This is a genomic window from Natrinema sp. CBA1119, from assembly GCF_002572525.1.
GTDB lineage: Archaea > Halobacteriota > Halobacteria > Halobacteriales > Natrialbaceae > Natrinema.
Genome location: NZ_PDBS01000001.1, coordinates 3,093,470 through 3,118,910 on the forward strand (window position 1 = coordinate 3,093,470; position 25,441 = coordinate 3,118,910).

25 protein-coding genes are annotated in these 25,441 nt (G+C 64.9%); 13 read left to right on the top strand and 12 right to left on the bottom strand.

Annotated features, from left to right (window positions below; all coding sequences use genetic code 11):
• Window positions 1-105: 105 nt before the first annotated feature.
• Together CP556_RS15355 and CP556_RS15360 are read right to left on the bottom strand one after the other, a co-directional pair.
• A complete protein-coding gene (locus tag CP556_RS15355) occupies window positions 106-606 on the bottom strand; it encodes a helix-turn-helix transcriptional regulator (RefSeq protein ID WP_098726402.1) in 501 nt (166 codons plus the stop codon).
• Between the two features lie 484 nt (window positions 607-1,090).
• A complete protein-coding gene (locus CP556_RS15360; protein ID WP_098726403.1) occupies window positions 1,091-2,080 on the bottom strand; it encodes an NAD-dependent epimerase/dehydratase family protein in 990 nt (329 codons plus the stop codon).
• Window positions 2,081-2,305: 225 nt separating this feature from the next.
• Between CP556_RS15360 and allB the strand changes: the two genes are divergently transcribed.
• The 3 genes from allB to CP556_RS15375 all read left to right on the top strand — a co-directional run bounded on the left by allB (window position 2,306) and on the right by CP556_RS15375 (window position 5,160).
• Window positions 2,306-3,670: an allantoinase AllB gene (allB, locus tag CP556_RS15365; protein ID WP_098726404.1), complete on the top strand. Its 1,365-nt coding sequence runs from the start codon at window positions 2,306-2,308 to the stop codon at window positions 3,668-3,670.
• A gap of 110 nt (window positions 3,671-3,780) precedes the next feature.
• On the top strand, window positions 3,781-4,011 hold the full coding sequence (locus CP556_RS15370; RefSeq protein WP_098726405.1) for a hypothetical protein: 231 nt from the start codon (window positions 3,781-3,783) through the stop codon (window positions 4,009-4,011).
• A 225-nt stretch (window positions 4,012-4,236) separates the two neighbouring features.
• Complete coding sequence (locus tag CP556_RS15375; RefSeq protein WP_098726406.1) at window positions 4,237-5,160, top strand: hypothetical protein; 924 nt, start codon at window positions 4,237-4,239, stop codon at window positions 5,158-5,160.
• Window positions 5,161-5,189: 29 nt separating this feature from the next.
• Here CP556_RS15375 and CP556_RS15380 read toward each other — a convergent pair whose 3' ends face one another.
• The 8 genes from CP556_RS15380 to CP556_RS15415 all read right to left on the bottom strand — a co-directional run bounded on the left by CP556_RS15380 (window position 5,190) and on the right by CP556_RS15415 (window position 11,942).
• Window positions 5,190-6,263 (bottom strand): quinone-dependent dihydroorotate dehydrogenase, encoded by a 1,074-nt coding sequence (locus CP556_RS15380; protein ID WP_098726407.1) that lies wholly within the window; start codon window positions 6,261-6,263, stop codon window positions 5,190-5,192.
• A 76-nt stretch (window positions 6,264-6,339) separates the two neighbouring features.
• Window positions 6,340-7,695, bottom strand: coding sequence for an MmgE/PrpD family protein (locus CP556_RS15385; protein WP_098726408.1), 1,356 nt, complete (start codon window positions 7,693-7,695; stop codon window positions 6,340-6,342).
• A 2-nt stretch (window positions 7,696-7,697) separates the two neighbouring features.
• Complete coding sequence (locus tag CP556_RS15390; RefSeq protein ID WP_098726409.1) at window positions 7,698-7,895, bottom strand: acyl-CoA dehydrogenase family protein; 198 nt, start codon at window positions 7,893-7,895, stop codon at window positions 7,698-7,700.
• A 75-nt stretch (window positions 7,896-7,970) separates the two neighbouring features.
• Window positions 7,971-9,614 carry a class I adenylate-forming enzyme family protein gene (locus CP556_RS15395; protein ID WP_098726410.1) on the bottom strand — a complete coding sequence of 548 codons (1,644 nt, stop codon included), beginning with the start codon at window positions 9,612-9,614 and terminating at the stop codon, window positions 7,971-7,973.
• A gap of 86 nt (window positions 9,615-9,700) precedes the next feature.
• Entirely contained in the window at window positions 9,701-10,318 is a 618-nt protein-coding gene (locus CP556_RS15400; protein ID WP_098726411.1) for a DUF7344 domain-containing protein, read from the bottom strand.
• Between the two features lie 336 nt (window positions 10,319-10,654).
• A complete protein-coding gene (locus CP556_RS15405) occupies window positions 10,655-10,984 on the bottom strand; it encodes a (2Fe-2S) ferredoxin domain-containing protein (protein WP_098726412.1) in 330 nt (109 codons plus the stop codon).
• The gene (locus CP556_RS15410) at window positions 10,981-11,757 is read right to left on the bottom strand and encodes a CbtA family protein (protein WP_098726413.1); all 777 of its coding nucleotides are present in this window, start codon (window positions 11,755-11,757) and stop codon (window positions 10,981-10,983) included. The genes CP556_RS15405 and CP556_RS15410 overlap by 4 nt, the downstream gene beginning before the upstream one ends.
• Entirely contained in the window at window positions 11,757-11,942 is a 186-nt protein-coding gene (locus CP556_RS15415; protein WP_098726414.1) for a CbtB domain-containing protein, read from the bottom strand. The genes CP556_RS15410 and CP556_RS15415 overlap by 1 nt, the downstream gene beginning before the upstream one ends.
• 245 nt (window positions 11,943-12,187) lie before the next feature.
• On the opposite strand from CP556_RS15415, the gene CP556_RS15420 reads away from it, so the two are divergent.
• The 9 genes from CP556_RS15420 to CP556_RS15460 are packed head-to-tail and all read left to right on the top strand — an operon-like array spanning window position 12,188 to window position 20,697.
• On the top strand, window positions 12,188-13,222 hold the full coding sequence (locus CP556_RS15420; RefSeq protein ID WP_098727429.1) for a monovalent cation/H+ antiporter subunit E: 1,035 nt from the start codon (window positions 12,188-12,190) through the stop codon (window positions 13,220-13,222).
• Complete coding sequence (locus tag CP556_RS15425) at window positions 13,219-13,500, top strand: cation:proton antiporter (protein WP_098726415.1); 282 nt, start codon at window positions 13,219-13,221, stop codon at window positions 13,498-13,500. The genes CP556_RS15420 and CP556_RS15425 overlap by 4 nt, the downstream gene beginning before the upstream one ends.
• Window positions 13,497-13,865 (top strand): monovalent cation/H(+) antiporter subunit G, encoded by a 369-nt coding sequence (gene mnhG, locus CP556_RS15430; protein ID WP_098726416.1) that lies wholly within the window; start codon window positions 13,497-13,499, stop codon window positions 13,863-13,865. The genes CP556_RS15425 and mnhG overlap by 4 nt, the downstream gene beginning before the upstream one ends.
• A complete protein-coding gene (locus CP556_RS15435) occupies window positions 13,865-14,404 on the top strand; it encodes a DUF4040 domain-containing protein (RefSeq protein ID WP_098726417.1) in 540 nt (179 codons plus the stop codon). Before mnhG ends, CP556_RS15435 begins: the two co-directional genes overlap by 1 nt.
• Entirely contained in the window at window positions 14,404-14,940 is a 537-nt protein-coding gene (locus CP556_RS15440) for an MnhB domain-containing protein (protein WP_098726418.1), read from the top strand. Before CP556_RS15435 ends, CP556_RS15440 begins: the two co-directional genes overlap by 1 nt.
• The gene (locus tag CP556_RS15445) at window positions 14,933-15,304 is read left to right on the top strand and encodes a cation:proton antiporter subunit C (RefSeq protein ID WP_098726419.1); all 372 of its coding nucleotides are present in this window, start codon (window positions 14,933-14,935) and stop codon (window positions 15,302-15,304) included. Before CP556_RS15440 ends, CP556_RS15445 begins: the two co-directional genes overlap by 8 nt.
• Entirely contained in the window at window positions 15,297-16,859 is a 1,563-nt protein-coding gene (locus CP556_RS15450) for a proton-conducting transporter transmembrane domain-containing protein (RefSeq protein WP_098726420.1), read from the top strand. Before CP556_RS15445 ends, CP556_RS15450 begins: the two co-directional genes overlap by 8 nt.
• Complete coding sequence (locus CP556_RS15455) at window positions 16,859-18,868, top strand: proton-conducting transporter transmembrane domain-containing protein (protein ID WP_098726421.1); 2,010 nt, start codon at window positions 16,859-16,861, stop codon at window positions 18,866-18,868. The genes CP556_RS15450 and CP556_RS15455 overlap by 1 nt, the downstream gene beginning before the upstream one ends.
• A complete protein-coding gene (locus tag CP556_RS15460) occupies window positions 18,868-20,697 on the top strand; it encodes a Na(+)/H(+) antiporter subunit D (protein WP_098726422.1) in 1,830 nt (609 codons plus the stop codon). Before CP556_RS15455 ends, CP556_RS15460 begins: the two co-directional genes overlap by 1 nt.
• A 340-nt stretch (window positions 20,698-21,037) precedes the next feature.
• Here CP556_RS15460 and CP556_RS15465 read toward each other — a convergent pair whose 3' ends face one another.
• Both CP556_RS15465 and CP556_RS15470 read right to left on the bottom strand, forming a co-directional pair.
• On the bottom strand, window positions 21,038-22,159 hold the full coding sequence (locus CP556_RS15465; protein WP_098726423.1) for a tyrosine-type recombinase/integrase: 1,122 nt from the start codon (window positions 22,157-22,159) through the stop codon (window positions 21,038-21,040).
• A 302-nt stretch (window positions 22,160-22,461) separates the two neighbouring features.
• Entirely contained in the window at window positions 22,462-23,526 is a 1,065-nt protein-coding gene (locus CP556_RS15470; RefSeq protein ID WP_098726424.1) for a glycerophosphodiester phosphodiesterase, read from the bottom strand.
• 1,132 nt (window positions 23,527-24,658) lie between these two features.
• On the opposite strand from CP556_RS15470, the gene CP556_RS15475 reads away from it, so the two are divergent.
• Complete coding sequence (locus CP556_RS15475) at window positions 24,659-25,396, top strand: alpha/beta hydrolase family protein (RefSeq protein WP_098726425.1); 738 nt, start codon at window positions 24,659-24,661, stop codon at window positions 25,394-25,396.
• Window positions 25,397-25,441 lie beyond the last annotated feature (45 nt).

Sequence of the window (25,441 nt, forward strand, 5' to 3'; positions counted from 1 at the left end):
CGACGGTCAGTTCCGTTCCGCTCGGTACCGGCAACGAGAACCGGGACACCACATGCGGATCGGGGACGCCACACGCGGATCGCGCTCTGCTGTCGGGATGAATGACTAATCGTCGTTCACCTGTTCGGGCGATTTCGACGCCGTCGGTTCGTGACCCGGCAGGCAGACCAGGTTCTCCCGTCCGAGACGCAGTTTCGTGATCTGTTCGTCCTCCTCGAGGTCCGCGAGCAGTCGACTGACCTTCGCCTTCGACCAGTCGACGGAGTCGACGATGCTCGACTGCTTCATCCGCCCGCCGTTTTCTCGGAGGAGTTGTCGAACGCGCTCCCGATCGGTCACGAACTCCTCGTGGTGCGTCTCGGGACCGGCCGCGAGCGAGGCCGGCTCCTCGTATCGGTTGCGAGCGACGAGTATCCCTCCAAGAAGCGCGAGCGCGATCATGCCGGCGAGCGCAGCGATGTGGGCGCTTCCCTCCAGCTGGAGCGGTTGGGCTGACCACGAGATGAACCCCGGCCGAGCGCCCGTGGTCACCGCTGACGCGACGGCTCCACTGATCGACGGAACGAGCGCGACGATGGATCGGGGAGCTCGTCGGTGGCTGCTCATGGCTGTGGAAAACCCGTGTTCACGTCGTTCATATCCTGTATCCTCGTGACCGTTCTACAAATCGCTTTTTATAACCCATGTGCTGTTAGTACGTTATCTATATCTCTTCCAGAACGTGAATTCCACTCGACCAACCGATTCCGATCCGTCGGTATCAGTGGGATTCCCCAATGGGGCCCCGGACAGTTGTTCCCTATCGATGTCAGGCGGTGATCGACCCGATCCGCGATCATCGCAGCTGAACACTCGCCAGTCATGGTATAGGCAGTCTTTGTTCGACGGACCGAATAAACTCGTCCGGACGTTTCGAACGGTTAGTGCGGATTCGTTCCGGATTTAGCGAGTAACAAAATATTGGCGTGACTGTCAATGAATCGAATACGAGCGAGTGATGCGCTCGTCTCGGCGATATCCGTCTCGGTGTCGCACCGGTTTACGGGCCGACATATCGGCGGATATGACCCGTCCCGTGCTATCGACCGAATCAACTGTACGAACCGTGTTCCCGGTTCGACTCCAGTAGCGTGTTAGCGTCTTCCTCGAGCAGCGTCCGCTCGCCTTCCCCAACCAGCGAATGGATTCCGGACTCGAGATCGATCCGGGCGTCGAACCCGAGTTCGCACGTCGCCTTCGTGGTGTCCGCGCCGCTGTGTCTGATATCGCCGGGGCGGGAATCTCGGTGGACGATCGGCGAGGACGATCCGGTCGCGTCCCGGACGATCTCGGCGAGTTCCAGGATCGTCGTTCGCTGGCCCGTCCCGATGTTGAACGCCTCGCCGACCGCGTCGGTCGTCGCCGCCCGCAGGTTCGCCCGGACGACATCGCTCACGTGAACGAAGTCGCGACTCTGCTCGCCGTCCCCCTCAACCGTGATCGGCTCGCCCGCCCGCGCCTGCTCGAGGAACGTCGAAATCACGCCGCTGTAGGGCCCCCGCTGGCGCGGGCCGTAGGCGTTGAAATAGCGCAACGCGACGGTCGGCAGATCGTACAACTCCTCGTAGAGGCGGGTATACTGGTCGAGCGCGAGCTTCTGGACGCCGTAGGGCGAGGTCGGGTTCGTCGGCGTCGTTTCGGTGACCGGAAGCTCTTCGGGGTGGCCGTAGACCGCCGCGCTCGAGGCGACGACGACCCGGGCGTCCTCCTGGCGGGCCTGCTCGAGGACCAGCAGACTCGCCTCGAGGTTCGTGCGATTGCTCTGTCGGGGCGCGTCGACGCTCCGTTCGACGCTGACGAGTGCGGCGTGATGGAAGATTATGTCCACGCCGCGGGCCGCTTGCTGCAGCGCGATCGGGTCCCGAATGTCGCCCTCGATCACCGTCACGCCGTCGGGGAGGTGGGTTCGGTCGCCGGTCGTGAGGTTGTCGAGGACCCTAACCTCGTTGTGGGGCGTCAGCGCCTCGACGAGGTGGCTGCCGATAAAGCCCGCGCCGCCGGTCACGAGCACCGTGCTGTCGCGAATCGCTGGCGAGTCCATTTCCTGGCGGTAGCACCACCTCGCTGTTTAGTATCCGATTCGTACCCCCTGCGCTTTCGGTGTCCGATCCGGCGTAAGCAGTGCTTACACACCAGTGGGCTACGATATGGTGAACAACTGCTCGCGCGTCTCTCTCACGTTTCGGATCGCTATCGCCCGTTTTACTCGGCGGGACTCGAGCCGTTTGGGGAAGCTATATGCGCGGTCCTCGGCAACTTCACGGCAATGACCGTGGATCTCGTCGTGCGGAACAGTACCGTCATCACGCCCGCGGGCCGGACGCCCGACGCGGGCGTCGCCGTCGAGGACGGACAAATCGTCGCCGTCGGCCGGAGTGACCGGCTTCCCGACGCCGATCGCGTCCTCGACGCCGAGGGGAACGTGCTGGTTCCCGGGATTGTCGACTGCCACATCCACAACCGCGAACCCGGCCTCGAGTACAAGGAAGACTGGGAGTCCGCGACGCGAGCGGCCGCCGCCGGCGGCGTGACGACCGTCGTCGGGATGCCCAACACGGACCCGGTCATCGACAGCCCCGAGAACCTCGAGCTCAAATTCGAGCGCGGTGAGGCCTCGGCCCACGTCGACTTTCAGAGTTACGCGGTCGTCACGAGCGAAAATCTCGATCTCATTCCCGAAATTGACGCGGTCGGCCCGCTCGGCTTCAAGGTCTTTCTCGGTTCGACAGTCGGTGACGTCCCGCCGCCGAACGACGGCGAGATACTCGAGGCCATGGAGAAGATCCGAGAGACGGGCAAGCGACTGGGTTTCCACGAGGAAAACGGCGAGATCATCGATCACTACACGGAGCGCTTCAAGGCCGAGGGACGAAACGAACCGATCGATCACTCCCGCTCGCGGCCCGTGATTGCCGAACGGGAAGCCGTCGAGCGGATGATCACCTTCGCCGAGGAGACCGGCGCGAAGATCCACATGTTCCACGTCTCATCGGGATCGGCCGCCGAGGCGGTCGCCCGCGGCAAGGACCGCGGCGTCGACGTGACCGCCGAGACGACGCCCCACTACCTCTGGTTCACCGAGGAGGTCATGCGCGAGAAGGGCAACGTCGCGCGGGTTCAGCCACCCATTCGGGACGCCGAGGAACGTGACAGGCTCTGGGAGGTCGGTATCGACGACGGCGTGATCGACTGCATCGCCACCGACCACGCACCGCACACGCCCGCGGAAAAGAAAGTCGACGACCCCTTCGGCAACACCTGGGATGCGATCTCGGGCTTCGTCGGCCTCGAGACCGAGGTGCCGACCATGCTCACCTTCGTCGATCAGGATCGGCTCTCGCTCGAGGAGTGGGTCCGCCGACACTCGACGAATCCGGCCCAGGTCTGGGGGATGTACCCCCAGAAGGGGTCGCTGCAGGTGGGTACCGACGCCGACCTCACGATCGTCGATCCCGACCGAGAGTGGACGGCGGACGGCGCCGACTTCCACTCGAAGAACTGCGTGACGCCGTTCGAGGGCGAGTCTTTCCGGGGGAAAGCGGTCGCGACCGTCGTCCGCGGCGAGGTCGTCTACGAGGACGGTGACGTGATCGGCGAATCCGGATACGGTACGCGCGTGGACGTCGACTGATCGATCGACCGAAGACGGAGTGTCGTTCGTCGCGACCGTTCTCAGTTCGTGAAAGTTGCGGTCGATTTATATACATTATCCGTGCCACCGAATCTGGTAGGTAGACGAACATGACCGACGCAGACCCCACTGACGATATCGACCGCGAGACGGACAAGACGGAACAGCTCAGATCGGTTTTCCTCTCCGTCACTGACGGTGATACCGAACCGATGGTCGAATCACAACGGGAGGACTCCAACTCCCGGGAGATCCGCGAGGAGCAGACCGACGGGGTCGTTGGCCCGGCCGAACACCATGGGCTCGACGACGCGATCGGAGACCTCGAACCGGCTGATTGATCTCTGTCGAAGCCACCACTGACGACCGACTGGTTTCCGTTCCCGTGCTTTCCTTTTTCGATCGCCGATTACGAACCGGTATCTTCACCTTTCCGTTACTCTGTGCTCCGGTCTTCTGAGGCCAACTCTCGAATTCGGAAAGAATTTATATAATACATATATGGGAGACATATAATATATCGCTAGAAAAAATATAAATGAGATACCATAGTTGTATCTATTGAAATGTCTGGCAGACCCAACAGTACGGACGAGAGGACGAATCGATCGCGTCGAACCGTTCTGAAAGCCGTCGGTGGGACCGGGCTCGCAGCGGCGACCCTCCCCGGACTCGGTGCCGGGGCGACCGGTGATGGGTTCCTCTGTTCGGTCGGGATCCCCACGCTGTTCCAGAAAGACGAGACGCCGCTGGACCCGGAACAGGTCGGCGCCGTCAATGGCCAGTGGAACGCCGACGGGATCTTCATGCACCAGAACGAATCGCTCCGCGGCTGTGGTTGGTTCGGTGGGAACTGTGACTCATACACCGTCGATTTCCCGTTCGTCATTAGCTGGGCGACAGACGCGGACCCGAGCGATGTCGGTGACGTCTACGTGCGTCTTAGCATTGAGACACCCGGCACGTCCTACGGCGGCAACGGCTGGAGCTGGACGATCGAGAGTACCGAGACGACGGTCGAGAGCCAAAACGCCGTCGGCTCGCTCAGCGCCGAGTATCATACGGAAACCGGAATGCCAGGGAATCTGTTTCGACCCACGTACCTCGAGCTCGAGGTTGACTTCCAGGATTCCAACATCGCCGACGGAGTCGAGCGACACACGGTCGAGTTTGCGACCCCGAACCAGGGTCTGCTCGAGGCGGCGAACCTGATAGAGACGACGGACACCATCTACGATAACGGCGTCAGGATCGCGGATCGGCTTGTGAAAATTGACCTGAACACGCTGCGAAAGGCGGTCCGGCTCTGGGCATACTCGCCGACGGCCGGCAGCATCGATATGATCGACCCGAACGATCTCCCCGAGCAAGCAGTCGTGTCGGGAATTTCGGCGTTCGAGGGGCCGATCGAGGATCAACAGGAACGCAACGCCTGGGGCGCAGACGCGGTTCCGACCCTCTCCGGCCCGACGGTCGTTCGCCGTTCGTAGTCTCTCCGCGGGTCGATACCGGTTCTCGATCAGCGCTCGAGATCCGCGCCGACCGCTTCCTCGACCGACGAGAAGCCGTCGCGATCGAGCAACGCAACGAGCCCCCGATTGATCCGCTTCGCGGTCGAGGGCCCTTCGTAGACGAATCCGGTGTACAACTGGACGAGCGAGGCGCCGGCCCGGATCTTCTCGTATGCGCTTTCGGCCGAGTCGACGCCGCCGACGCCGATGATGGGCAATTCGCCGTCCGTGTACTCGGCAAGTGTGCGAATGACCTCGGTCGAGCGACTTTCGAGGGGGTTCCCGCTGAGTCCGCCCCACTCCTCGCGCCGGGGCGACTCGAGTCCCTCGCGACTCGTCGACGTGTTCGTCGCGACGATGCCATCGAGATCGAACTCCCGGACGATGTCGACCAGGTCGAAGACTGACTCCTGGGGCTCGTCCGGGCCGATCTTTACCAGTATCGGCACGTCCCGATCGTTTTCGGCCTCGAGCGTTTCGAAGATCGCCCGGAGGTGCTCGGGTGACCCCTCGTCGAACTCGTCGGGCGTGTTCGGACAGGAGACGTTGACTACGACGTAGTCGGCGAACGGCGAGAGCCGATCGAAGACGCGCCGATAATCCTCGATCGCCTCTGCTTCGCTCGAGGAGTTCATCTTGCCGACGTTGACGCCCAGCGGGACGTCGGGGGTGCCGTCGGCCTCGAGTCGCGATTTGACGCGCTCCATTCCCTGGCCGTTGAATCCCATCCGGTTGACCATCGCCTTGTCCTCGCGCAGGCGGAAGAGTCGGGGCCGGTCGTTACCCGACTGCGGATAGGGCGTGACGGTTCCGATTTCGACGAAACCGAAGCCCAGCGCCGCGAGCGCGTGGGTCACTTCGGCGTTCTTGTCGAACCCGGCGGCGACGCCGACCGGGTTCGGAAACGTCGCGTCGAACAGGTCGACCTCGAGCGCCGGATCGTCGTACCGATACGCGTACGAGAGGGCTGCACGTGTCGGCCACGTCGACTGGGCCGCCCGGAGCGTCCGCTTGCCCAGATCGTGGGCCGTCTCGGCCGGCAGTTTGAACGCGAAGGAGCGAATCCGCGAGTACAGCGTCATTGCCGGGACGTGAGAGCGGGCAACAGGTAAACGTCCCGAAGCGGTCGCGACCGACCACTCGTCGAGTCGGTCGCGATCAGAGTGACTCGAGTGCGTCGCTCACGTCCGATACCGACCGCAGGTCGTCCAGGGCTGCCAGCGCGTCGTCGACGGCCACAGATGCCGGGGCGTACGCGGCGCACATCTGGAACTTCTCGTGGAGCTCCTCGATCGAGAGTGGGTCGTCGTGGGTGCCCGGCGGCCGCTCTTGCATGCGTTCGTGGGTCTCGCCGTCGCGGGTCGTCACCGCGACGCGGGCGGCGTTGGAGTCGTAGGGCAACTCCTCGTCGACGGCCAGCGAGACCCGTTCACGAACGGTCTGAACCGCCGGCTCGTCGATGTTGTCCTCGTCGAATGCGGCGAGTCCGACGTCCCGGTCGGCGATCGCGCGCCCGATCAGGTACGGCATCGAGAACTTCGCCTCGAGTCCCGTCGCAGGGTCGTCGTGGGCGAGCGCGTCGGCCGCGCCCTGGGAGGCCGTCACCCGAACCTCGTCGATATCGGCCGCCTCGAGGGCGTACTCCTCGGCGAGCTCGATCGCGGCGTAGATCGCGGTGTGAGTGTAGTAACAGCAGGGATACTTCTTGACGTCGATGCCGTCCTCGCACAGCGCCCAGTGCGAGCCGAGGTCGGGCACCCGCTCGAGGTCCGGTTCGCGGTCCCCGCGATAGAGGTCGAAGAAGCCGCGATCTCCGTCGATCGCTCTCGAATCGGCGGTCGCCCCCTCGGCGGCGAGTAGGGCCGCGGTCGTGCCCGATCGAGCGGCCTGGCCAGCGTGGATCGACTTGGTCGTCGTCCCGAAGTTTCGCTTGAGGCCGGCCGGCATCGAGGCGGCGATATTGAGCGCGTGTTCGGCGTGGCCGGGGGAGAGCCCGAGCAAGTTCGCGACGGCCGCGGTGGCACCGAAGAGGCCGATCGTCGACGTGGCGTGCCAGCCGCCCTCGTAGTGGCCGGGGCTGATCGGTCTCGAGAGGTAGTGTTGCGCCTCGAAACCGGCGACGAAGGCCGTAAGAACGTCTCGTCCGCTCGCTCCCTCGCGCTCGCCGACGGCCAGCAGCGGGGCGACCATCGGCACGCTCGGGTGACCGTCCATCGCCGCCAGCGCGACGTCGTCGAAGTCCAGCGCGTGGCCGGCGGTCGCGTTCACCAGGACGGCGTCGGACAGCGGGAGTTGCCGGTCGCGACCGAGCACCGTCGTCTCGCCGGTTTCGGCGGCGGTCGCACTCCCGGCGACGGTCCCGCCCTCGGCACCCGCTCCCGCGAGGGTCACGCCGACGGTATCGAGGATCGCGCGTTCGGCCAGTCGACGCGCGTCGTCGGGCACGTCGTCGTCCGAGAGCGATACCACGAACGCTGCGAGGTCGGTTGCCACGCCGCTCTCGCCTGCGGGCATCACTACAGATCCTCCGGAAGCAGGAGTCTCATCCAGCCGTGGTCGACCAGCGCGTCGACGAACTCGTGAGGGGACTCCCCCTCCGCGGGGTGTCGACGCCGGCACTCGGCGTCGTAATCGGAGCAGACGTTGCGAACGCTCGAGCGGACGAGCCGCTGGCTTTCCGTCAGCTCGACCGCATCGCGCAGAGGTTGGACCATCGGGTTACCCTCATCCAGTCGGGCAAAAAGCGTTGCGCCGCTCCCCCTCGATTTCCGGAATTTCGGATCCGTTCGCTATCCCCCAAATCGGTCTCGTATCCGCTCCCTGAGCGCGGTCTTTCGGACCTTCTCCCCGTTCGGTCCCTCCGTCGTGGGGAAGCCGTCGACGAACTCGAACGCCTCGGGGACCTTGTAGTCGGCCACGCGGGACTCGAGGAACGCCTCGAGGCCGTCGGACGTGGGCTCGTCACCATCGGACTCGACGGGGACGACGAACGCGACCGGCACCTCGCCGTGGCGGGGATGGGGCGCGCCGACGACCTCGCAGGAGCGAACGTCGGGGTGGTCCTCGACGGCGGCTCCGATCTCGCGGGGTGCGACGAGGAAGCCGCGAACTCGCAGGGCGTCGTCGAGCCGCGACCGATAGTAGACGTAACCGTCAGCGTCCGTCTCGGCGAGATCACCGGTGTAGAACCATCCCTCTTCATCGAAGGCCGCGGCCGTCGCCGTCGGCTTGCCGAGGTAGCCGTCGGCCAGTAGATAGCCCCTGATCGCCAGTTCGCCCTCCTCGCCGGCCGGCAGTTCCGCGCGCGTTTCGGGATCGACGACTCTCGCCTCGATCTCTGGGTGGATCGGCGGCCCGCCGACGCGTTTGCGTTGCTCCGCCGGATCGTCGGGATCGCCGACGAAGATCTGGCTGTTGGCCTCCGAGAGACCGTAGGGCTGGACCAATGGGAAGCCGAACGTCGATTCGATACGCTCGAACAACTCCTCGTCGAACCCCTTGCTGATGAAGCCCACGACACCCGTCTCGACGGTCTCGACCCGCGATGGGTCGAAGACATCGTGCTCGAGCATCCGTTCGAACATCACGCCCAGCCCCGTGAGGTACGTCGCGTCGTACTCGTCGACTAGCCGAATCGTCTCGCCGGGGTCGAAGTGAGTCTGCGTTACGAGCGTCGCTCCCGTTGCGAGTGCGCTGAAGAGCGTGTTGTACCCCCAGATGCCACAGAACGGAAGCGTTGCGACACCGACGTCATCCTCGGTCACGCCGAGATGGTCCGCGACGTGGGCGGAGTGATTCAGCAGCGACCGACTCGACTGGAGACACCCTTTCGGATCACTCGTCGTTCCGCTCGTGTAGAAGATCGCTGCGGGGGCCTCGGGATCGCTCGCTGGCTCGAGATCGACCCGATCCCGCGCTCGGCCGGTCTTCAGGACATCGTCGTAGGCTCTCAGCGCTGGCAGGTCGGCCGACGGCTCGAGGCTCACGGCCGCCTCGAGGGCGGGAATCGAATCGGGATCGAATTCCGCGGGCGACTGTTCGCGAACCTCGGGAACGGCCGTCGCGAGCATCTCGTGGTAGTCCCGTCCGAGCAGTGCGTCCTCGGTGACGAGGACGCTCGCGCCCGAATCCTCGAGCATGTACTCGAGTTCGTGGGTTCGGTAGCGGGTGTTGACCGCGACCATCGCCGCGCCCAGCAACGAGGTCGCGAGCTGACAGGCGATCCACTCGGGGCGGTTTCCCAGCCAGACCGCGACGACGTCGCCCCGGGACACGCCCAGATCGGCGAGCCCGCGGGCGAGTGCGCGACTCTCCGCGAGCAGGTCGTCGTAACTCCACACTGTTTCGTCGAAGACCACGGCCCGCCGCTCCGGGTCGGTCGCCGCCACTGACGCGATCCCCTCGTAGATTGTCTCGTCTGGCCACGCAAGCATGACTGGTACGCTCGACAACGGAGTATCAGCGTAAAATCGTTGCGCGCCAGTAGCAGGCAGCCAGGAGATGCTATTAGTATCGACCGTCAGTTCGCGGATCGCATCGAGAGCGGTGCGTCGACGCCGTTCGAGGCGACCGTGGCTAGCACGAATAGGGTCATGATGATCGCTCCGAGGACCGATCCGGGGATCGAGAGCACGCCCATTGCTGAGATGAGCAGAAGACTACTGCTCGCGGCGATCGCAGTCCGGAAATACGCGCTATCGACGCGAGCAGTGGCCGATCGATCGGCGTCGGTTCTCGGTCGCTCGAGTTCGTCGTCCGACGCCTCGAGATACGGTCGGAATATCTCCAGTCGATCGGTCGGTCGAACGACCCCGCGGGGCTGGTCGTACTCGATGATTCCCTTCTTGTCGAGTTTCGGAAGATGCGACTGATACAGCGGGATGTAGACGCGCTGGCGCTGTGCAGACGTCAGTTGCGCCACCGTCGTCTCGTGTTCCGTCGCCGCGACGTGCTCGGCGACGTCGCGCATCTTGACGAGTCCGTCCTCGTCGAGCAGATATCGGATCGTCTCTCGTCTTCGATTCGTCTGGAGCACGTGAAAAATATCGTCCGGAGATAGCTCGGCCATCTCGTCGAACTGCGGATCGCTGGAGGGCGTCTCCGAAGTGCGGGATGGGATATCGGATCTGGAGGTCATGCGCTACGGTCGGGAAAGGAGACCATGTCTACGTAAATCCTTCGGGACTTCATTCTAACTAAAATATTCCTATATGACTGATGAGATAGTACAATACTATCAATGATTTTACTGAGCACCGTAAAGGAAAGAGGGGCAAGCGGTCGCTCGAGCGTCAGGCGAATCCGTCCGACCGTTCGCAGTGTCGATCTAGGTTGAAAATACGGTGCAAGCGTGATAACTCTGCTACCAACAGTGTTTGGTGTGAGTGAGTCGGTCCCACTGAAAAACCGACGACACGACTGCGCCGACGGTACGACTGCGAGGACTGCACGGGTCCCGGCAGACGGGAGCCAGTCACCGGTCGTCGACGTCCTCCGCGTCCGGGCCAAACTCCGAGGCGAGCAACTCGGGAACGTCCGCCGGTGTGACGTCCGAGTACCACGCGTTTCGCGGTTGAATCGAGAGTGCGGTTCCGCTCTCGCTGCACAGCCCCAGACACGAGGTCGTACTGACCGAGACGCTCGTCCAGAACGCGTCGCGATCGCGTAACCACGTTTTCGCCGCGGCGACGGTCTCGTCGGCCCCGGCGCTACCGCAACTCGCGTGTTCGGAATCGCGATCGGTGGTGCAGACGAACACGTGGGCCTCGAGGCGTTCGCGGTGTTCTTCGGTCCGATTCTTCATGGACTGCTCAGCAGTTCCTCGCGTTGCTCGGCGGCCGATCGCCCGTCGGATCGCGGCCGAAGCCAGCCGAAGCACCCGGCCACGAGGATCCACAGGGCGGCCTGGCTCAGGACGGTCAGTCCGCGGAACGCGGCGACGAGATCGGCCGGCACCGCGCCGGATTCGACGATAGTCGGCGCCGCGATTGCGGTACCCGCGACGAGGGCAACGATGGGAACCGCCGCCGTGATCACTCCGAGTGGGAGACTCCGAGCCGACCCGCGGGTATACCCGTAGATCGATGCCGACGCGACGACTGCGCCGACGGCGATGAGACCGACGTAGATTGCGATCCGAAGCGTTGGATCGTACGCCTGTTCGGCCCCCGGTACCGTCGGCGGCAACACCAGCCACGGCGCGACCGAGACGGTGAGGAAGCCGGCACCGGCCAGTACGTAGGCCTTGACGTTCCCGCGGCCAGGCAGCGCCGGTTCGAGGAAGTAGAAGCCGAGGGCGAAGACGCCGCCCAGCAGGATTCCCCAGAGGACGCCGCTGCCGATGCTCACGGCGGCCGTCGTCGCTTCGCTTACCGCATGTGCCTGTTCGCCGGCAGCGTGGGCGTGCTCACCGGCCTCGTGAGCATGTTCGCCCGCTTCGTGAGCGTGCTCGCCGCCCTCGACGAGTGTTTCCATGTACCCGATAAGCGGGTTCGCAACGAACGCCATATACGCGCCGTACGCGATCCCGGCGATCGCGCCGGCGAGGACGCCGCGCTCGAGGTAGTCGACGAGCATCAGTGGCAGATCACGCCGGCCGCGTGCCGGAAGTTGTGCATGGAGTCGTGGGCCAGCGGCTCCTGCAGGAACAGCAGTGTGAACGCCAGCGCCGCGACGAACGCGAAGACGGCCACGAGCTGGCCGGTCGTGAGGTCATCGCGTGCGGTCCCGATTCGATCGTGAACGGTTTCGGTTGTCGTCATACAAGTCAACTTTCCCTACTGAAAGTCCGATTGTAAAACTACCGATCGTCCAGCAGTACCAGGGATTGGACACGCGTCGGCCGATCGGCGATGACGCCGGTAAACTGACACGAACGACCGAATCGAACCCGCCAGAACGGACGACTGCCGGCGAATAACGAAATCGTTTTCCTACGGCTACCGCTTGGTTCGACTAACAACTAGAGTCATGAGTGCTCAACAACGGTCGCCAGGAGGGAAACGCAGTGGCGGTTGAACGCCTGCTCGTCCCGCTGTCGGACACGGTGACCGTTCGCCAGACGGTCGGCTATGCCGTTCAATCGGGTCTCGAGAGCGCCGACTCGCTCGAGTGTCACCTCGTCGTCGCGATGCCCTACGACGCCGACGTTCCGGAGAGCGAGCAGTACAGCGAGGATGCCAACGGACTGCTCTCGCGGGCACGAAACTGGGTCGAGGAGGACGCCGGCGACGCCGACGTGACGATCGAGACGGCGATGCTCGGGACCGACGAGTACCTCTTCGGGCCGCGAGACTACGCCGAAATCTTCGACGCTTATGCCGACGAACACGGGATCGACCGCGTCGTGCTCGATCCGGAGTACCAACCGGGCGTCACCGCACAGATGCTCCAGCCCCTCGAGCGCGAACTCGAGCGAATCGGGGTCGCCTACGACGAGGCGCCGGTCGAGCGGTCGGCCCGCCGCGGTCGTCTCGCCGGCGGGACCGAGGACTTCGACCGCCTGTTCGCGACGTTCCTGCTCTCCTACGGCTTCTATCTCGTCCTCGGGGATCCGACCTACTGGTTCGATCTCCTCACCGGCGCTGCGGTCGCCGGTATCGTCGCCGTCTCGCTCGCACGGGTGACGTTTACCGTGCCGCTTGACCGCGTGCAGTCGCCGCTTCGGATCGTTCGGTTCACCATCTACATCCCGTACCTGCTCTGGGAGATCGTCAAGGCCAATCTCGCAGTATCGGCCGTGATACTCCGGCCGTCGATGCCGATCGAGCCCACGCTGACTCGCGTTAACTCCCGCGTGCGAAGCGGCCTGCCGCTGCTCGCGCTGGCCAACAGCATCACGCTCACGCCGGGGACGCTGACCGTTCGGGCCACCAACCAGCAGCTGCTCGTCCACACGCTGATTCCCACCGCCCGCGACGACCTCTTCGACGGCGGGCTCGAGCGGGCGATTCGATTCGTCTTCTACGGTCGGGATTCGGCGGCGATCCCCTCGCCGAGAGAACGCGGTGACGCCGAAATAGTCGGGGGTGACGAGCTGTGACCCCGGTCTCGCTCGAGGACGTCTTCCTCGCCGCGGCCGCGCTATTCGTGCTCCTCGCGATCGCGATGTTCTATCGCGCGATCGTCGGCCCGACGACGCAGGACCGGTTACTGGCGGTGAACGTCCTCGGGACGAACACGGTCGTTATCCTCGCCCTGCTAGCCGCGGGGCTCGATCAGGCGTGGTTCCTCGACGTGGCGTTGATCTACGCGTTGTTGAACTTCCTGATGTCGATCGCGATCTCGAAGTTCACCGTCGAGCGAGGTGATGTCCTGTGATCGAGACGCTCCGATTCTGGGCGATCGTCGTCCTTCTCGGGTTCGGTGTGCTCTTTACCCTCGTCTCGACGGTTGGCGTCATCCGCCTCCCGGACATTTACGCGCGGGCTCACACCGCGTCCCAGACGGACACGCTCGGTGCCGGGTTCGCACTCGCCGGCGTCGCGTTGGCGTTCGGCTGGCAGCACGCGGCGGTTTACACCGTCCTCCTCCTGTTCTTCGTGTTCATCACGAACCCGACGGCGGCCCACGCGATCGCCCGCTCCGCGGCGGAGACCGGTGTCGAACCCGTGCTCGCCGAGGAGGGAACCGGCGCGGAGACGGACGAAACCGAGCCCGCTACCGAAACGGACGGTGAGCCGTGATGAGTCTGTTCGCGTACACCCTCGCGGCGTTCATCCTCGCGACGGCCGTCGCGACCGCGCTGTTTCGCGACGTGCTGTCGGCGATCATCGTCTTCGGCGCCTATAGCCTCGGAATGGCGATCCTCTACACGTTCCTGCTGGCTCCCGACGTCGCGATGACCGAGGCCGCGATCGGTGCCGGCGTGACGACGCTGTTGCTCCTGCTGACGATCGCGCGCACGACGCGGCCCTCGACGGATCGGCTCACGGAGCGAATTCACGTTCCGGCAGTCGTCGTCGTCGGGGCGTTCGTGCTCGTGCTCTGTACCGCCGTCCTGCCCGAGATGTACGCGGTCGGCGGCACGGAGACGCCGGTCTGGTCGAACCCGGACGTGACCCAACAGTACATCACGGAGACGTACGCCCAAACCGGCGTCGAGAACGCGGTGACGTCCGTCCTCGCCGCCTACCGTGGCTTCGACACCTTCGGCGAGGCGGTCGTCGTCTTCGCCGCCGGCGTCTCGACCCTGCTCGTCCTGAAACGCGAGGTGTTCGCCTAATGTCCCAATCCGTCGACGATACCTACACCGAGAGTCAGGTGATCATGACCACCGTCAAGATCATCGCACCGTTCACGCTCACCTACGGACTGTTCATGACGTTCCACGGTGGCGACGCCCCCGGCGGCGGCTTCCAGGGCGGAACCATCGTCGGCGTCACCGTCCTCATGCTCGCCTTCGCCTTCGGCATCGAACCGACCCGACAGTGGCTCCGGAACTCGTTCCTCGTCGGCCTCGTCACCGGCGGCGTCGTCATCTTCGGCGCGATCGGCCTCGCCATGGTCGCGCTCGGCGGGAACTTCCTCGAGTTCACCATGCTCAAAGAGGTCTTCCACATCAAACCGAAGTGGGGGCTCGAGGCCGTCGAGATCGCCGGTATCTCGCTGATCGTTTCCGGGACCATCATCAGCCTCTTCTTTACGATGGCAGCGGGGTTCTCGCCCGATCGACCGAGCGGGACCGGTGGCGTCAGCGGTGCTCCCAATGCCGCCGATGCTCCCGACTCGCCCAGTGCGGAGGTGAGCGACGATGATTGACCTCCTGACGAGCCACTACACGTACGTGCTGGTGTTCGTCCTGCTGGGTCTCGGGATCTACATGGTGATCGCCAGCGAGAACCTCGTGAAGAAGCTGATCGGGGTGAACCTCTTCCAGACGGCCATCTTCCTGTTTTTCATCTCGATGGCCTATATCGAGGGCGGCTCGGCACCAATCGTCCCCCACGAGGGCGTTCCGGGGGAGGTCATGGTTGCGAGCCCGCTGCCACAGGTCATCGTGTTGACCGCCATCGTCGTCGGCATCGCGCTGACGGCGGTCGGACTGGCCCTGATCATCCGCATCTACGCGGAGTACGGGACGCTCCGCGAGGACACCCTTCGAGAGGTGCGCGCCGATGAGTAGCGTCGACCTGCTCTTGCCGCTGCTGATCGCGGTCCCCATCATCGCCGCGACGATCCCGATCGCGCTGGGACTCCGGTTCGACCGGACCGGCTGGTCCGTCACCGGGCTCACGACGACCGGTCTCCTCGCCGGAGCCCTCGCCCTCGCGAGCGTCGTCTACACCGACGGGCAGGTGAACCACACGCTCGGCGGCTACCCCCGGACGTACGGGATCGAACTCGTCGCCGACGAGTTCTCCATGCTGATCGTCCTGCTCGTGACGGCGGTCGCTACCGGCGTCCTCGCGTACACGCGCCGCGGCGGCCCGCGCGGGAACACGTTCTACACCGCGTACCTGCTGTTAGTCGCCGGCCTGCTCGGCATCTCGCTGACCGGCGACGTCTTCAACCTCTTCGTCTTCCTCGAGATCACGAGCATCGCGACCTACGCGCTCGTCGCGAGCGGCGACGGCCCGGAGGCGGCGGTCGCCTCCCTGCAGTACCTGATCCTCGGGACCGTCGCCGCGTCGATGTACCTGATCGGCGTCGCCTTCGTCTTCATGGCGACGGGGACGCTGAACATGATCGAACTCGCCGACGCGATTCCGGCGGCCGAACGCCCCGTCCTGGTCCGGGCCGGCTTCGCGTTCATCGTCGTCGGCTTCGCCGTCAAGGTCGCCCAGTGGCCCCTGCACACCTGGCAGCCGAGCGCGTACCAGCGGGCTCCCGACGGCGTGACGCCGCTGATCGCCGCGCTGGTTTCGACCGCCTCGGCCTACGCCTTCGGCCGCGTGATCGTCACCGTCTTCGAGGTCGAGTACCTCTCCGCGATGCCGAACGCGGCGGCGATCGTCCTCGCGGTCGGCTGCGTGAGCGTGCTCGCGGGAACCGTCCTCGCCGTGATCCAGACCGAGGTCAAACGGATGCTCGCCTACTCCTCGGTCTCGCAGTTCGGACTGGTCATCGCCGCCTACGGTGTCGTCATCGCCGGCAGTTCCGAAACGGCGCTGATCGGTGCGGCGATCCACCTCGTCGGCCACGGCCTGTTGAAGGCAGGCCTCTTTCTGGCGGCCGCCGTCGTCGCGACGAGCTACGGGGCTCGCACCGTCGACGAGTACGCCGGACTCGCAAGGGAACGTCCGTTCGTCGCCGGTTCGATGGCCGTCCTCCTGCTGGTTCTGGTCGGCGTCCCGCCGGGCGTCGGCTTCGTCGGCAAGTGGTACATCGCCCTCGGGGCCGTCCAGTCGGAACTGTGGCCCGTCGCCGCCGTGATCTTCCTCAGCACCATGCTCACTCTCGCCTACGCCGCTCGCCTGCTCGAGAAGATGTACTTCACACCACCGCTCTCGGTCGGTTCGGCGGACGCGCCGGGCTCGATCGCGACGGACGGCGGAACTGCCGACGCTGACGACGGCTCCGCCGGCACTTCCACGTACGGCAACGCCACCCCCGACGCCGTCTCGATCGGTATGATCGCGATCGTCGTCGGCTTCGCGCTCACCGCTGTCGCGCTCGGCTTCGCCGGCGGGACGTTCGCCGACTTGCTCGAGCCGTTCGTTACGGAGGTGTTCAACTGATGGTCGCAGATCTCCGACCGCTCGCCGCCGTGTTGGTGTCGGCGGTCGCCATCGTTCTGATCGTCGCGTCTCATCGCCGGCCGAACCTCCGGGAGGGCTGGTCCGTCCTGGCCGCTCTCGCGAAGTTCGGCATCATCGTCAGCATGCTCCCCGCGGTCATGGACGGCACCGTCTTCCGGTGGAGTCTCGCGGAATCGACGGGGATTCAGTTCCTCGCGGGCATCGACTTCGCCCTGCGAGCGGACCCGCTGGGGATCTTCTTCGCGCTCCTCGCGAGTTTCCTCTGGATCTTCACGTCGTTCTATGCAACTGGATACATGCGCGGACTCGACGAGCACGCCCAGACGCGCTTCTTCGCGTCGTTCGCGGCCAGCCTCTCCGCTGCCGTCGGAATCGCCTTCGCGGCGAACTTGGTGACGATCTTCATCTTCTACGAACTGCTCTCGCTGGTCACCTATCCGCTGGTCGCCCACAACGAGGACACCGAGGCCCGCATCGCCGGCCGGAAGTACCTCACCTACACGTTCTTCGGCGGCGGCGTCTTCCTGCTGGCCGGCACCGTCCTCATCTACTGGCTCACGAGTCTGGTCAGTTCGGGGCCGACGCTCGCCTTCGAGGCGGGCGGTATCGAGGCGCTCGCGACGGCCGCGCAGGCGGAACCGGTCTACGCGCAGGCCGCCTTCTTCCTGCTCATCGCCGGCTTCGGCGTCAAGGCCGCGCTGATGCCGCTGCACTCGTGGCTCGCCGACGCGATGGTCGCGCCCACGCCCGTCTCCGGGCTGCTCCACGCCGTGGCGGTCGTCAAGTCCGGCGCGTTCGGCATCGCTCGAGTCATCCTCGAGGTCTTCGGTCCCGGACTGATCCGCGACCTGCCGCTCGACGTTCCCGGAATCGGCGAGATCGGACTGAACATCCCGGTCGCGATCGTCGCCGCGTTCACGCTGACCGCTGCGAGTATCATCGCGATGCGAAAGGACCACCTCAAGCGCAGACTGGCCTACTCGACGACGGCACAGCTCTCCTACATCGTGCTCGGGCTGTCGATGCTCCACCCCTACGCCATGGTGGGGGCCCTTTTCCACATCCCCGCGCACGCGTTCGCGAAACTAACCCTGTTCTTCTGTGCGGGCGCGATCCACGTCGAGACCCACACGGACTACATCAGCGAGATGGCCGGCATCGGGAAACGGATGCCGCTGACGATGGCCGCATTCACCGTCGGCGCGGCCGGCATGGCCGGGCTCCCGCCGATCGCCGGCTTCGTTAGCAAGTTCTACATGCTGATCGGGGCCGGCTACATGGGCGGCGAGTACTGGCTGTTCGCCGGCGCATTGTTGCTCTCGGCCGTGCTCAACGTCGCGTACTTCTGGCCGGTCGTCTACACGGCCTTCTTCGAGAGCGAGGACCGCCACGACGCCAAACCGCTTCTCGAGTTCCCCCGGGGTGGAGTACTGCGATCCTACGGCGGGACCGATTCGGACGACGATCACGTCGCCGCTGACGGCGGGGATCCGACCGACAGAGCGGAGACGGCCGACGCAACTGACGGGGAGTCCGCAGATGAGGAGGAGTTCGAGTACGCCGTCGACAAGTACCCGAGCGATCACACGACCGCCGATGGAGTGGACGGGACGAGCCACTCCGCCGACGCTCAAGCGTCCGAAACCGTCGATTACGGCGATCGAGCTGATGACGGCGATGCACCCGGCCACGACGATCACGGTGACGCCGTCGACGCTGTCGACCACCACGGCGACCACGACGATCACCTCACCGGCGGCCCGCCCGCGGACGGCTGGCAACGCCGCTCGCCGTTCGCGGAGAGCACGTGGCTCATGCTCGCGCCGATTGCGGTCATTGCGACGGGCGCGATCGTCCTCGGGATCGGCCCCGACTACGCCGTCTTCCTCGAGTTAGCGACTCGGATCGTCGAGGGCGTCTTCGGGATGCCGTTCGAGGAGCTGGGCGGCGTTCCGCTCGACGAACTCGTGACGGAGGTGAACGACTGATGGAACTCGAACTCCTTTCACTGGCCTACCCGCCGCTTATCGTCTTCGTGGCGGCCCTGCTCGTGCTCGTCCTGCCGCGAATCGCCGGCTTCGCCGTCGGCGCGCTCAGCCTCGCGGCGGTGCTGGCGATCTCGCTGGTCGCCCCCGGAGGCCAGCACCTCGCCGGGACCTTCCTCGGGTTCGAAGTCGTCCCGTTCTACGTCGACGACTTCTCCCGAATGGTCGGCCTCGGCCTCGGCTTTTTGGGCGTCTGTAGCGTGATTTATGCGTACTCGAGCGAGGCGAGTCGAACGCTGGTCGCGTTCGCGCTCGTCTACGTCTCCTCGTCGATCGGGGCGGCGTTCGCGGGCGACTGGCTCGTCCTCCTGTTCATGTGGGAGCTGATGGCCGTCACCAGCACGCTCGTGGTCTGGCACTACGGCGGCGAGGCGGTCCGGGCCGGCTTCCGGTACGCGCTCTTCCACGGCACCGGCGGGGTGCTCGTGATGATGGCGGTCGCCATCCACTACGTCGAGACCGGTACGTTCGTCTATACCGAGGCTGGTATCGCTAACGGGATCCCGGCGCTGCTCGCGGTGCTCGGGATGGGCGTCAACGTCGCTTTCATCGGGTTCCACACGTGGCTTCCCGACACCTATCCGCGACCCCACTTCGCAGCCTCGGTGTTCCTCTCAGTCTATACGACGAAGACGAGCGCGTTCGTCCTCTATCGGGCGTTCCCAGTCGGCGGAGAGAGCGACCTCTCGATCTACATTGCGTACATGGGCGGCCTCATGGCCGTCTACGGCGCGACATTCGCGTTGCTCCAACACGATATGCGGGCGCTGCTGTCCTATCACATTCAGGCCCAGCTCGGCTACATCGTCGCCGCGATCGGGATCGGTTCCAACCTCGCCGTCGCCGGCGCGATGAGCCACCTGTTCAACAACATCCTCTTCAAGAGTCTGCTGTTCATGGCCGTCGGCGTCGTAATCTACCGGACCGGCGAGGAGGACCTGTACGACCTCGGTGGCCTCTGGCGCGAGATGCCCCTGACCGCGATCGGGTTCGGCCTCGGCGCGCTCTCGATCACCGCGATCCCGGGCTTTAATGGCTACGTCAGCAAGGGAATGATCTTCGACGCCGCCAATCCGGGCTACTACGGCCAGCCCGAGTATCAGGCGCTGTACTGGCTGCTCTGGCTCGGCGCGATCGGAACGCTGCTCTCCTTTATCAAGCTCGGCTACTACGTCTTCTTCCACGGCGAGAGCGACCTCGAGGTCGCCGACGCCAAACCCGGCCAGACCGTCGCGATGCTCGGCCTCGGCGGTGCCTGTCTCCTCTTCGGCGTCTGGTGGCAGGGGCTGGCCGACCTCGCGCCGACGATCCACGGGAGCCATTTCGCGTTCTCCTACTACGGTGGCGAGAGTAACCTCCATCCCTACAGTCCGAGCCACCTCGAGACGGCCGGGATCCTCACGGGGGTCGCGGCCGTTGCGTTCGTCGTCGTCAGAAAGCCGCTCTCGAAACTCGATCTCGGCGACCCGGCGATGGTCGTCTACCCCGCGACCTACCACCTCAGCCGGTGGACGATGCTCGCAGTGACGGAAACCTACGCTATCGTCGACGCCACTGTCGTCGGAGCCGTCAAACGATGCTACTGGGTCGGAAACAACCCCGTCCTCGCCGTCGACGCGGCCGCACGGCGGCTCCCGCTGGTCGATGTCGACGAGCGGCAGCCGACCGACGGCGGTCGCCCCTCGACGATCCACCTCCGGACGAGCATCGGGACGAGCGTCCTCCTGTTGACGCTCGTCCTGACGGTGATCCTATGGCTGCTGGTCGTTTGATCGAGTCGAGCTATCATGGCGTGTAGACTAAGGGGAAAACGCTGCATAACTTCGGTCTGGTCACTCAGTGTGCGGTGGCGCGCGCTGTCGGCTGGCCGAACGAGAGTGAGGTCAGCTGACGATACTGTGCGAGGGATGAGCGAGCGACAATAGGAGCGAGCGAATCGGTTGGGGAGGGTGTGGAAATCCCGCGCCGCCACGATAGCGGAACGCTCACTCTGTCGTCATTTTCACCCTTGGGCCAGATCGTTCCCATTCACTCTTGTCCGTGATAGACGGATCGACAGAAAATCGCCAACATCGAATACAAACACACGATAGAACGATCGCCCATATCCGCTCAGTCCGTCTCCGTCGACTCGTCTCCCTCGACCGGCTCGGCATCCACTACCGTGGACTGGGAGTCCGGAACGACGATCGACTGCTCGAGCACCGACGCCCGAAGCGTCGGCTTCGACGCCGTCGCCTCCTGTCGGTACGACGCCCCCGATCGATCTCGGCGGACGCCCCGCGGCGTCAGATAGTCGCCGTCGACGTCGATCCCGGCCCCCTCGCAGAGCCGGCGCAACACCGACCGCGCCCCCTCGGTGGTGATCGCCGGCGGCGCGATCGAGCGCTCGCGAGCGAGTTCCGTCGCCGTCGCGTCCTCGAGCAGGGACTCGATCGTCTCCTCGTCGTACCCTCGATCGCGCAGCACGGACCGCACGCGACCGGCGATCGACGGCGCGTGGGCCGTCGGGAACAGCGGCCAGTCGTTCGACGGCGGATCGAGGACGACCCGGTAGCGTCGCAACGGCGTCCGGGCGCGGGCGGGGAGGGGAACGTCCTCGAGTCGCTGGGACTTCCCGAGGACGCGGATCGTCCCCGTATAGAAATCGACGTCGTCCCACGTTGCACCCGCCCGGCGATCGTCGTCGGGGACCCGGAACAGCTCCGCGCCGCGGACCGTCGAGTGGGCGAGGACGGCAACCATCGCGTACTCGCGCAGTCGACTGCGTCGCTCGCGCATCGACTGACCGGTATCGAGCGCCCGTTCGCGGACGTAGCATTCGAGGTCGCGACGCTGTCGCGCGGTCCAGAAATCGCTCGTCGGTCGCTCGTCGGCGGTCGGTAGCGCGGCCTCCGCGCGGTCGGTCGCGGCGGGATTGTCCGCGAGGATCCCACCGCGGACGCACCACGAGAGGAACGCCCGGACGACCGCGTAGTACGTTCCGGCGGTCGAGGCTGTGTACTCGCCGCGACCGGTTTTGCGCCGGAGTTCTTCGGCGTACGCGCGCATGTGTTCGACCTCGAGTGCGAACAGCGAGGTCAGTCCGTGGTCCCGCTCGAGCCAGTCGGCCCACCGGCGGAGGATCGATTCCGCGTTGGACGCGTACGCTCCGGCACCCGAGCCGTCCGGATCGCCGACGGCTTTCCGCTGCAGGTAGGCGTCGACCGCGTCCGTGACCGCCACTTCGGTCACGGGCTGATCACCCGCCGTCGAACCGCTCGAGCGACCGCGGCCGGTCGTCGGTTCGGGCGCGGATCGCTCTCCGGTCGCTCGAGTGAGCCGTCGGGACGCTCAGGCCGGACCGCGGGGGCGATACCACGTATCATCCGTTCGTGTGATACTGTTCCCCCGCCCTAAATCTGTGTTTCGGTCACGCGTAATCTGAAAAAAGTGGATCGAGTACCGGTTCCGGAACGCTATCGATGCAACGACGGGGCGATTCAACAACACAACGACGCAGCGATTCAACAGCGCAACGACGCAGCGAGCGAGATTCAGTTCGTCGCGCCGAATCGGAGGACGTCAGCGTGATCGCTGATGAGCCCGTCGACGCCGACCGCTGCGAGCCGCTCCGCCTGGTACCACGTCTCGAGCGTGAAGACGTTCACGTCCCGACCTTCCTCGTGGGCCACATCGAGGAGGTCGATATCGGACCAGCCCGTGTCGTCCTCGTAGTGTTGGTCGGCGTAGAACGGCGTCCCCCGAATCATGTGATAGGGCGGATGGATCGCCTCGGCGTCGTACCGTCGAGCGATTTCGACGCCGTCCCGAACGGAGTTCCAGAGCAGCGGTGCGACCGCAGAGTCCGATGCGTCGCGGGTCGTCGCCAGCGCCGCCTCGTAGAACGACGAATAGAGGACCTCGTGATCGAAGTCGTCGACGACCGCGAGCACTCGCGCGACGAACGGGTGCCAGATCGCTTTCTGTGTCTCGAGGTCGTCCCCCGAAAGCGATTCGGCGAACCGGACGTCGAACGAGCCCGGATTCTTCAGTTCGACGTTGACGCCGACGTGACTCGGGATCGCCTCAAGCACGGTCCGAAGGCGAGGGACGGTCTCCCCGCTCTCGAGGACATCGGCGCTCGTGACGGTCTCCGTGTCCGTCTCCCAGACGACGCCCGCAGTGTCCGTGAGTCCGCGATCGCCGCCGTCGCGTTCCGCGAGCCGGTCGTCGTGGAAGACGACGACGTCGCCGTCGGCCGTCGGGACGACGTCGATCTCGATCATGTCCGCACCCCGGGACGGCGCGTACGATGATTGCCCGCCGCGGGCCGCGGCCTCGACAGCGCCAACGGTGTTTTCGGGGTACAGCCCGGCGAACCCGCGGTGAGCGATCAGGTCCGGATCGGTCGTGCGATCGAGGAATCGATCTCCGTCTCGCTCGTCGTCTCGCCGATCGTCGGCACCGTCGGTCTCTCTCCCGCGACCGGGAAATGCACCGGCAGTGCCGACCACTCCCGTCGCTGACGCGCCCGCCGCGACGATGAACGACCGTCGGCGGAGCGCGGAGCCGCTCGTGTCCGGATGATCGGTTCGCCTCTCGTCGGTGGTATCGGACATCTGTACGTTCGGGGATACTCCCTGCCGTGAAAGCCGATTATAATTTCTGTCTATACCTGAACTGGAAAATTCCCATGCGAACGTTTTTCACTGGTCTCGCTTCTCACAGCGATCGCGACCGTTCTCAGCGCGTGGTATCGAATCCCGCCGTGTCGATCTGGCCGGACAGCACTGGGATCGGCCATCTGTTTCGAGATATTTGAACCCCTTCGAGACCGCCTTTCCGCCGCGATCGTGGAGTAAGCGCACGTATTCTCAGTCGTCCTTCGATATGGACCGACGAGCAGACAGGAATTCACACTGATCGCGCACAGAAGGTGATTTCATATAGCGTTATACGATTTATGAGGTGGGGAGAGTCGACTCACGGGAGCTGTCCGGCGGCGATGCGGCGAGCAGCGCGAGCGACTGCCATCGGAACGAAACGCTGTCGCTACGGATCACAGAATCACAGTGACCGGGTCGCGAATGAAGGCACTTTCTAATACTCATCGACTCCGACCATCTCTCAGGACGGATCCTGATGTCGGATCTTCTCGGCGGTCATTCCCGGCACTGGCGTCCCGCAGTCCGTACACTTCCAGGTCGGCGTCGTCATTCCGGACTCCTTCTCGAGGTCGTGTTTGAACTCGAGGTGTGCACCACACGCAACCGGTAGGTGGTGTGGGTCATAGCGGAACCGACTCTCTCGAAGTGCAAAAACGGTTCGCCGGAGACCGGGAGTCGATCGGTACGTCGAGCGCGAGGTATCGTCGTGCGAGGGGTCCGACGGAGGCCGCTTTGGGGAGACCACGGATCGACTCGTTTGTCGGCAGCAAGGTTCGGCGTCGACAGATGCACAGGAAGTCTCGCCCGGTCACCTGAAACCGGGAAGAGAGCCGCTGTTGGTCGATATCACGGTCGTCTGGTAAGTGGGGCTCTCTCCGACCCGTATTCACAGCGATGGGGGTTCGAACGCTTCGACCCAGGGGTTCGTCCGTCCCTGAGCCGCTCCTCGCGGCTCGCTCGAGGTCGTCCGTCTCGGTGGGTCACGTCCGTTGGGTTCGGCCGACGCGCTCGAGCGTCGATCAGTCCAGTCGTCTCGCACGGGAACATCGCTGTCAAGGAAGCTGGGGTCGTCAGTGGGAGATGAATGCCAGACAGACACCGAATCCGGATCGAAACCGCGGCAGCGGGACGAAATCCACCGGAACTTGCGGCCGTCCATCACGAGGCACCGTCCGACGACTGGCTCGTCTTTTGTCACGGCCTCCGGAGCGACAAATCCGGCAGCTACGAGCAGCGATCTCGCCGCGCGGTCGCGGCCGGTTACAACGCGGTTCGATTCGACTGTCGCGGCTGCGGTGAATCGGACGGTGAGTTCGTCGAGTCGACGCTCGAGGCTCGATTGACCGATCTCCGTCGCGTCGTCGATTACTTCGATCCCGACTCGTACGCCCTGTTCGGCTCGAGTTTCGGCGGGAAAGTCGCGTTCCACGCCGGAGCAGCCGATGACCGAGTCGAAGCGATCGCTACGCGAGCGCCGGTGACGACCACCGAGACGTTCGACGAGTATCGTGCGACGGTCGAACGCGAGGGCGAGGTAATCTTCGACACCGGCGAGCGCCTCGACCGGCGGTTCTTCGACCACCTCGAGCGGTATCCATTCGACGACGTCGCGTCGACGCTATCGGTTCCGGTCGCGATCTTCCACGGCGGGGATGACGGTGTCGTCGATCCCGCCGATAGCTTCGACGCCGCTCAGCGACTGAGGAACGATGTCCTCGTAGAGCGATTCGCGGGCGAAGGCCACCGATTTTCGCGGGCTGGCGAGGATCGGTTGCTCGAGCGGTTGTTCGGCTGGCTCGAGTGGGCGGTCGACCGCCCCTGAGGACGGCTCGATTCCTCTCTGAACTGGGCCATAAACTGCATTCCG

Coding starts and splice junctions, on each gene's coding strand:
- CP556_RS15355 (WP_098726402.1), bottom strand. CDS start 606: ATGAGCAGCCACCGACGAGCTCCCCGATCCATCGTCGCGCTCGTTCCG.
- CP556_RS15360 (WP_098726403.1), bottom strand. CDS start 2,080: ATGGACTCGCCAGCGATTCGCGACAGCACGGTGCTCGTGACCGGCGGC.
- allB (WP_098726404.1), top strand. CDS start 2,306: ATGACCGTGGATCTCGTCGTGCGGAACAGTACCGTCATCACGCCCGCG.
- CP556_RS15370 (WP_098726405.1), top strand. CDS start 3,781: ATGACCGACGCAGACCCCACTGACGATATCGACCGCGAGACGGACAAG.
- CP556_RS15375 (WP_098726406.1), top strand. CDS start 4,237: ATGTCTGGCAGACCCAACAGTACGGACGAGAGGACGAATCGATCGCGT.
- CP556_RS15380 (WP_098726407.1), bottom strand. CDS start 6,263: ATGACGCTGTACTCGCGGATTCGCTCCTTCGCGTTCAAACTGCCGGCC.
- CP556_RS15385 (WP_098726408.1), bottom strand. CDS start 7,695: ATGCCCGCAGGCGAGAGCGGCGTGGCAACCGACCTCGCAGCGTTCGTG.
- CP556_RS15390 (WP_098726409.1), bottom strand. CDS start 7,895: ATGGTCCAACCTCTGCGCGATGCGGTCGAGCTGACGGAAAGCCAGCGG.
- CP556_RS15395 (WP_098726410.1), bottom strand. CDS start 9,614: ATGCTTGCGTGGCCAGACGAGACAATCTACGAGGGGATCGCGTCAGTG.
- CP556_RS15400 (WP_098726411.1), bottom strand. CDS start 10,318: ATGACCTCCAGATCCGATATCCCATCCCGCACTTCGGAGACGCCCTCC.
- CP556_RS15405 (WP_098726412.1), bottom strand. CDS start 10,984: ATGAAGAATCGGACCGAAGAACACCGCGAACGCCTCGAGGCCCACGTG.
- CP556_RS15410 (WP_098726413.1), bottom strand. CDS start 11,757: ATGCTCGTCGACTACCTCGAGCGCGGCGTCCTCGCCGGCGCGATCGCC.
- CP556_RS15415 (WP_098726414.1), bottom strand. CDS start 11,942: ATGACGACAACCGAAACCGTTCACGATCGAATCGGGACCGCACGCGAT.
- CP556_RS15435 (WP_098726417.1), top strand. CDS start 13,865: ATGAGTCTGTTCGCGTACACCCTCGCGGCGTTCATCCTCGCGACGGCC.
- CP556_RS15440 (WP_098726418.1), top strand. CDS start 14,404: ATGTCCCAATCCGTCGACGATACCTACACCGAGAGTCAGGTGATCATG.
- CP556_RS15445 (WP_098726419.1), top strand. CDS start 14,933: ATGATTGACCTCCTGACGAGCCACTACACGTACGTGCTGGTGTTCGTC.
- CP556_RS15450 (WP_098726420.1), top strand. CDS start 15,297: ATGAGTAGCGTCGACCTGCTCTTGCCGCTGCTGATCGCGGTCCCCATC.
- CP556_RS15455 (WP_098726421.1), top strand. CDS start 16,859: ATGGTCGCAGATCTCCGACCGCTCGCCGCCGTGTTGGTGTCGGCGGTC.
- CP556_RS15460 (WP_098726422.1), top strand. CDS start 18,868: ATGGAACTCGAACTCCTTTCACTGGCCTACCCGCCGCTTATCGTCTTC.
- CP556_RS15470 (WP_098726424.1), bottom strand. CDS start 23,526: ATGTCCGATACCACCGACGAGAGGCGAACCGATCATCCGGACACGAGC.
- CP556_RS15475 (WP_098726425.1), top strand. CDS start 24,659: ATGCCAGACAGACACCGAATCCGGATCGAAACCGCGGCAGCGGGACGA.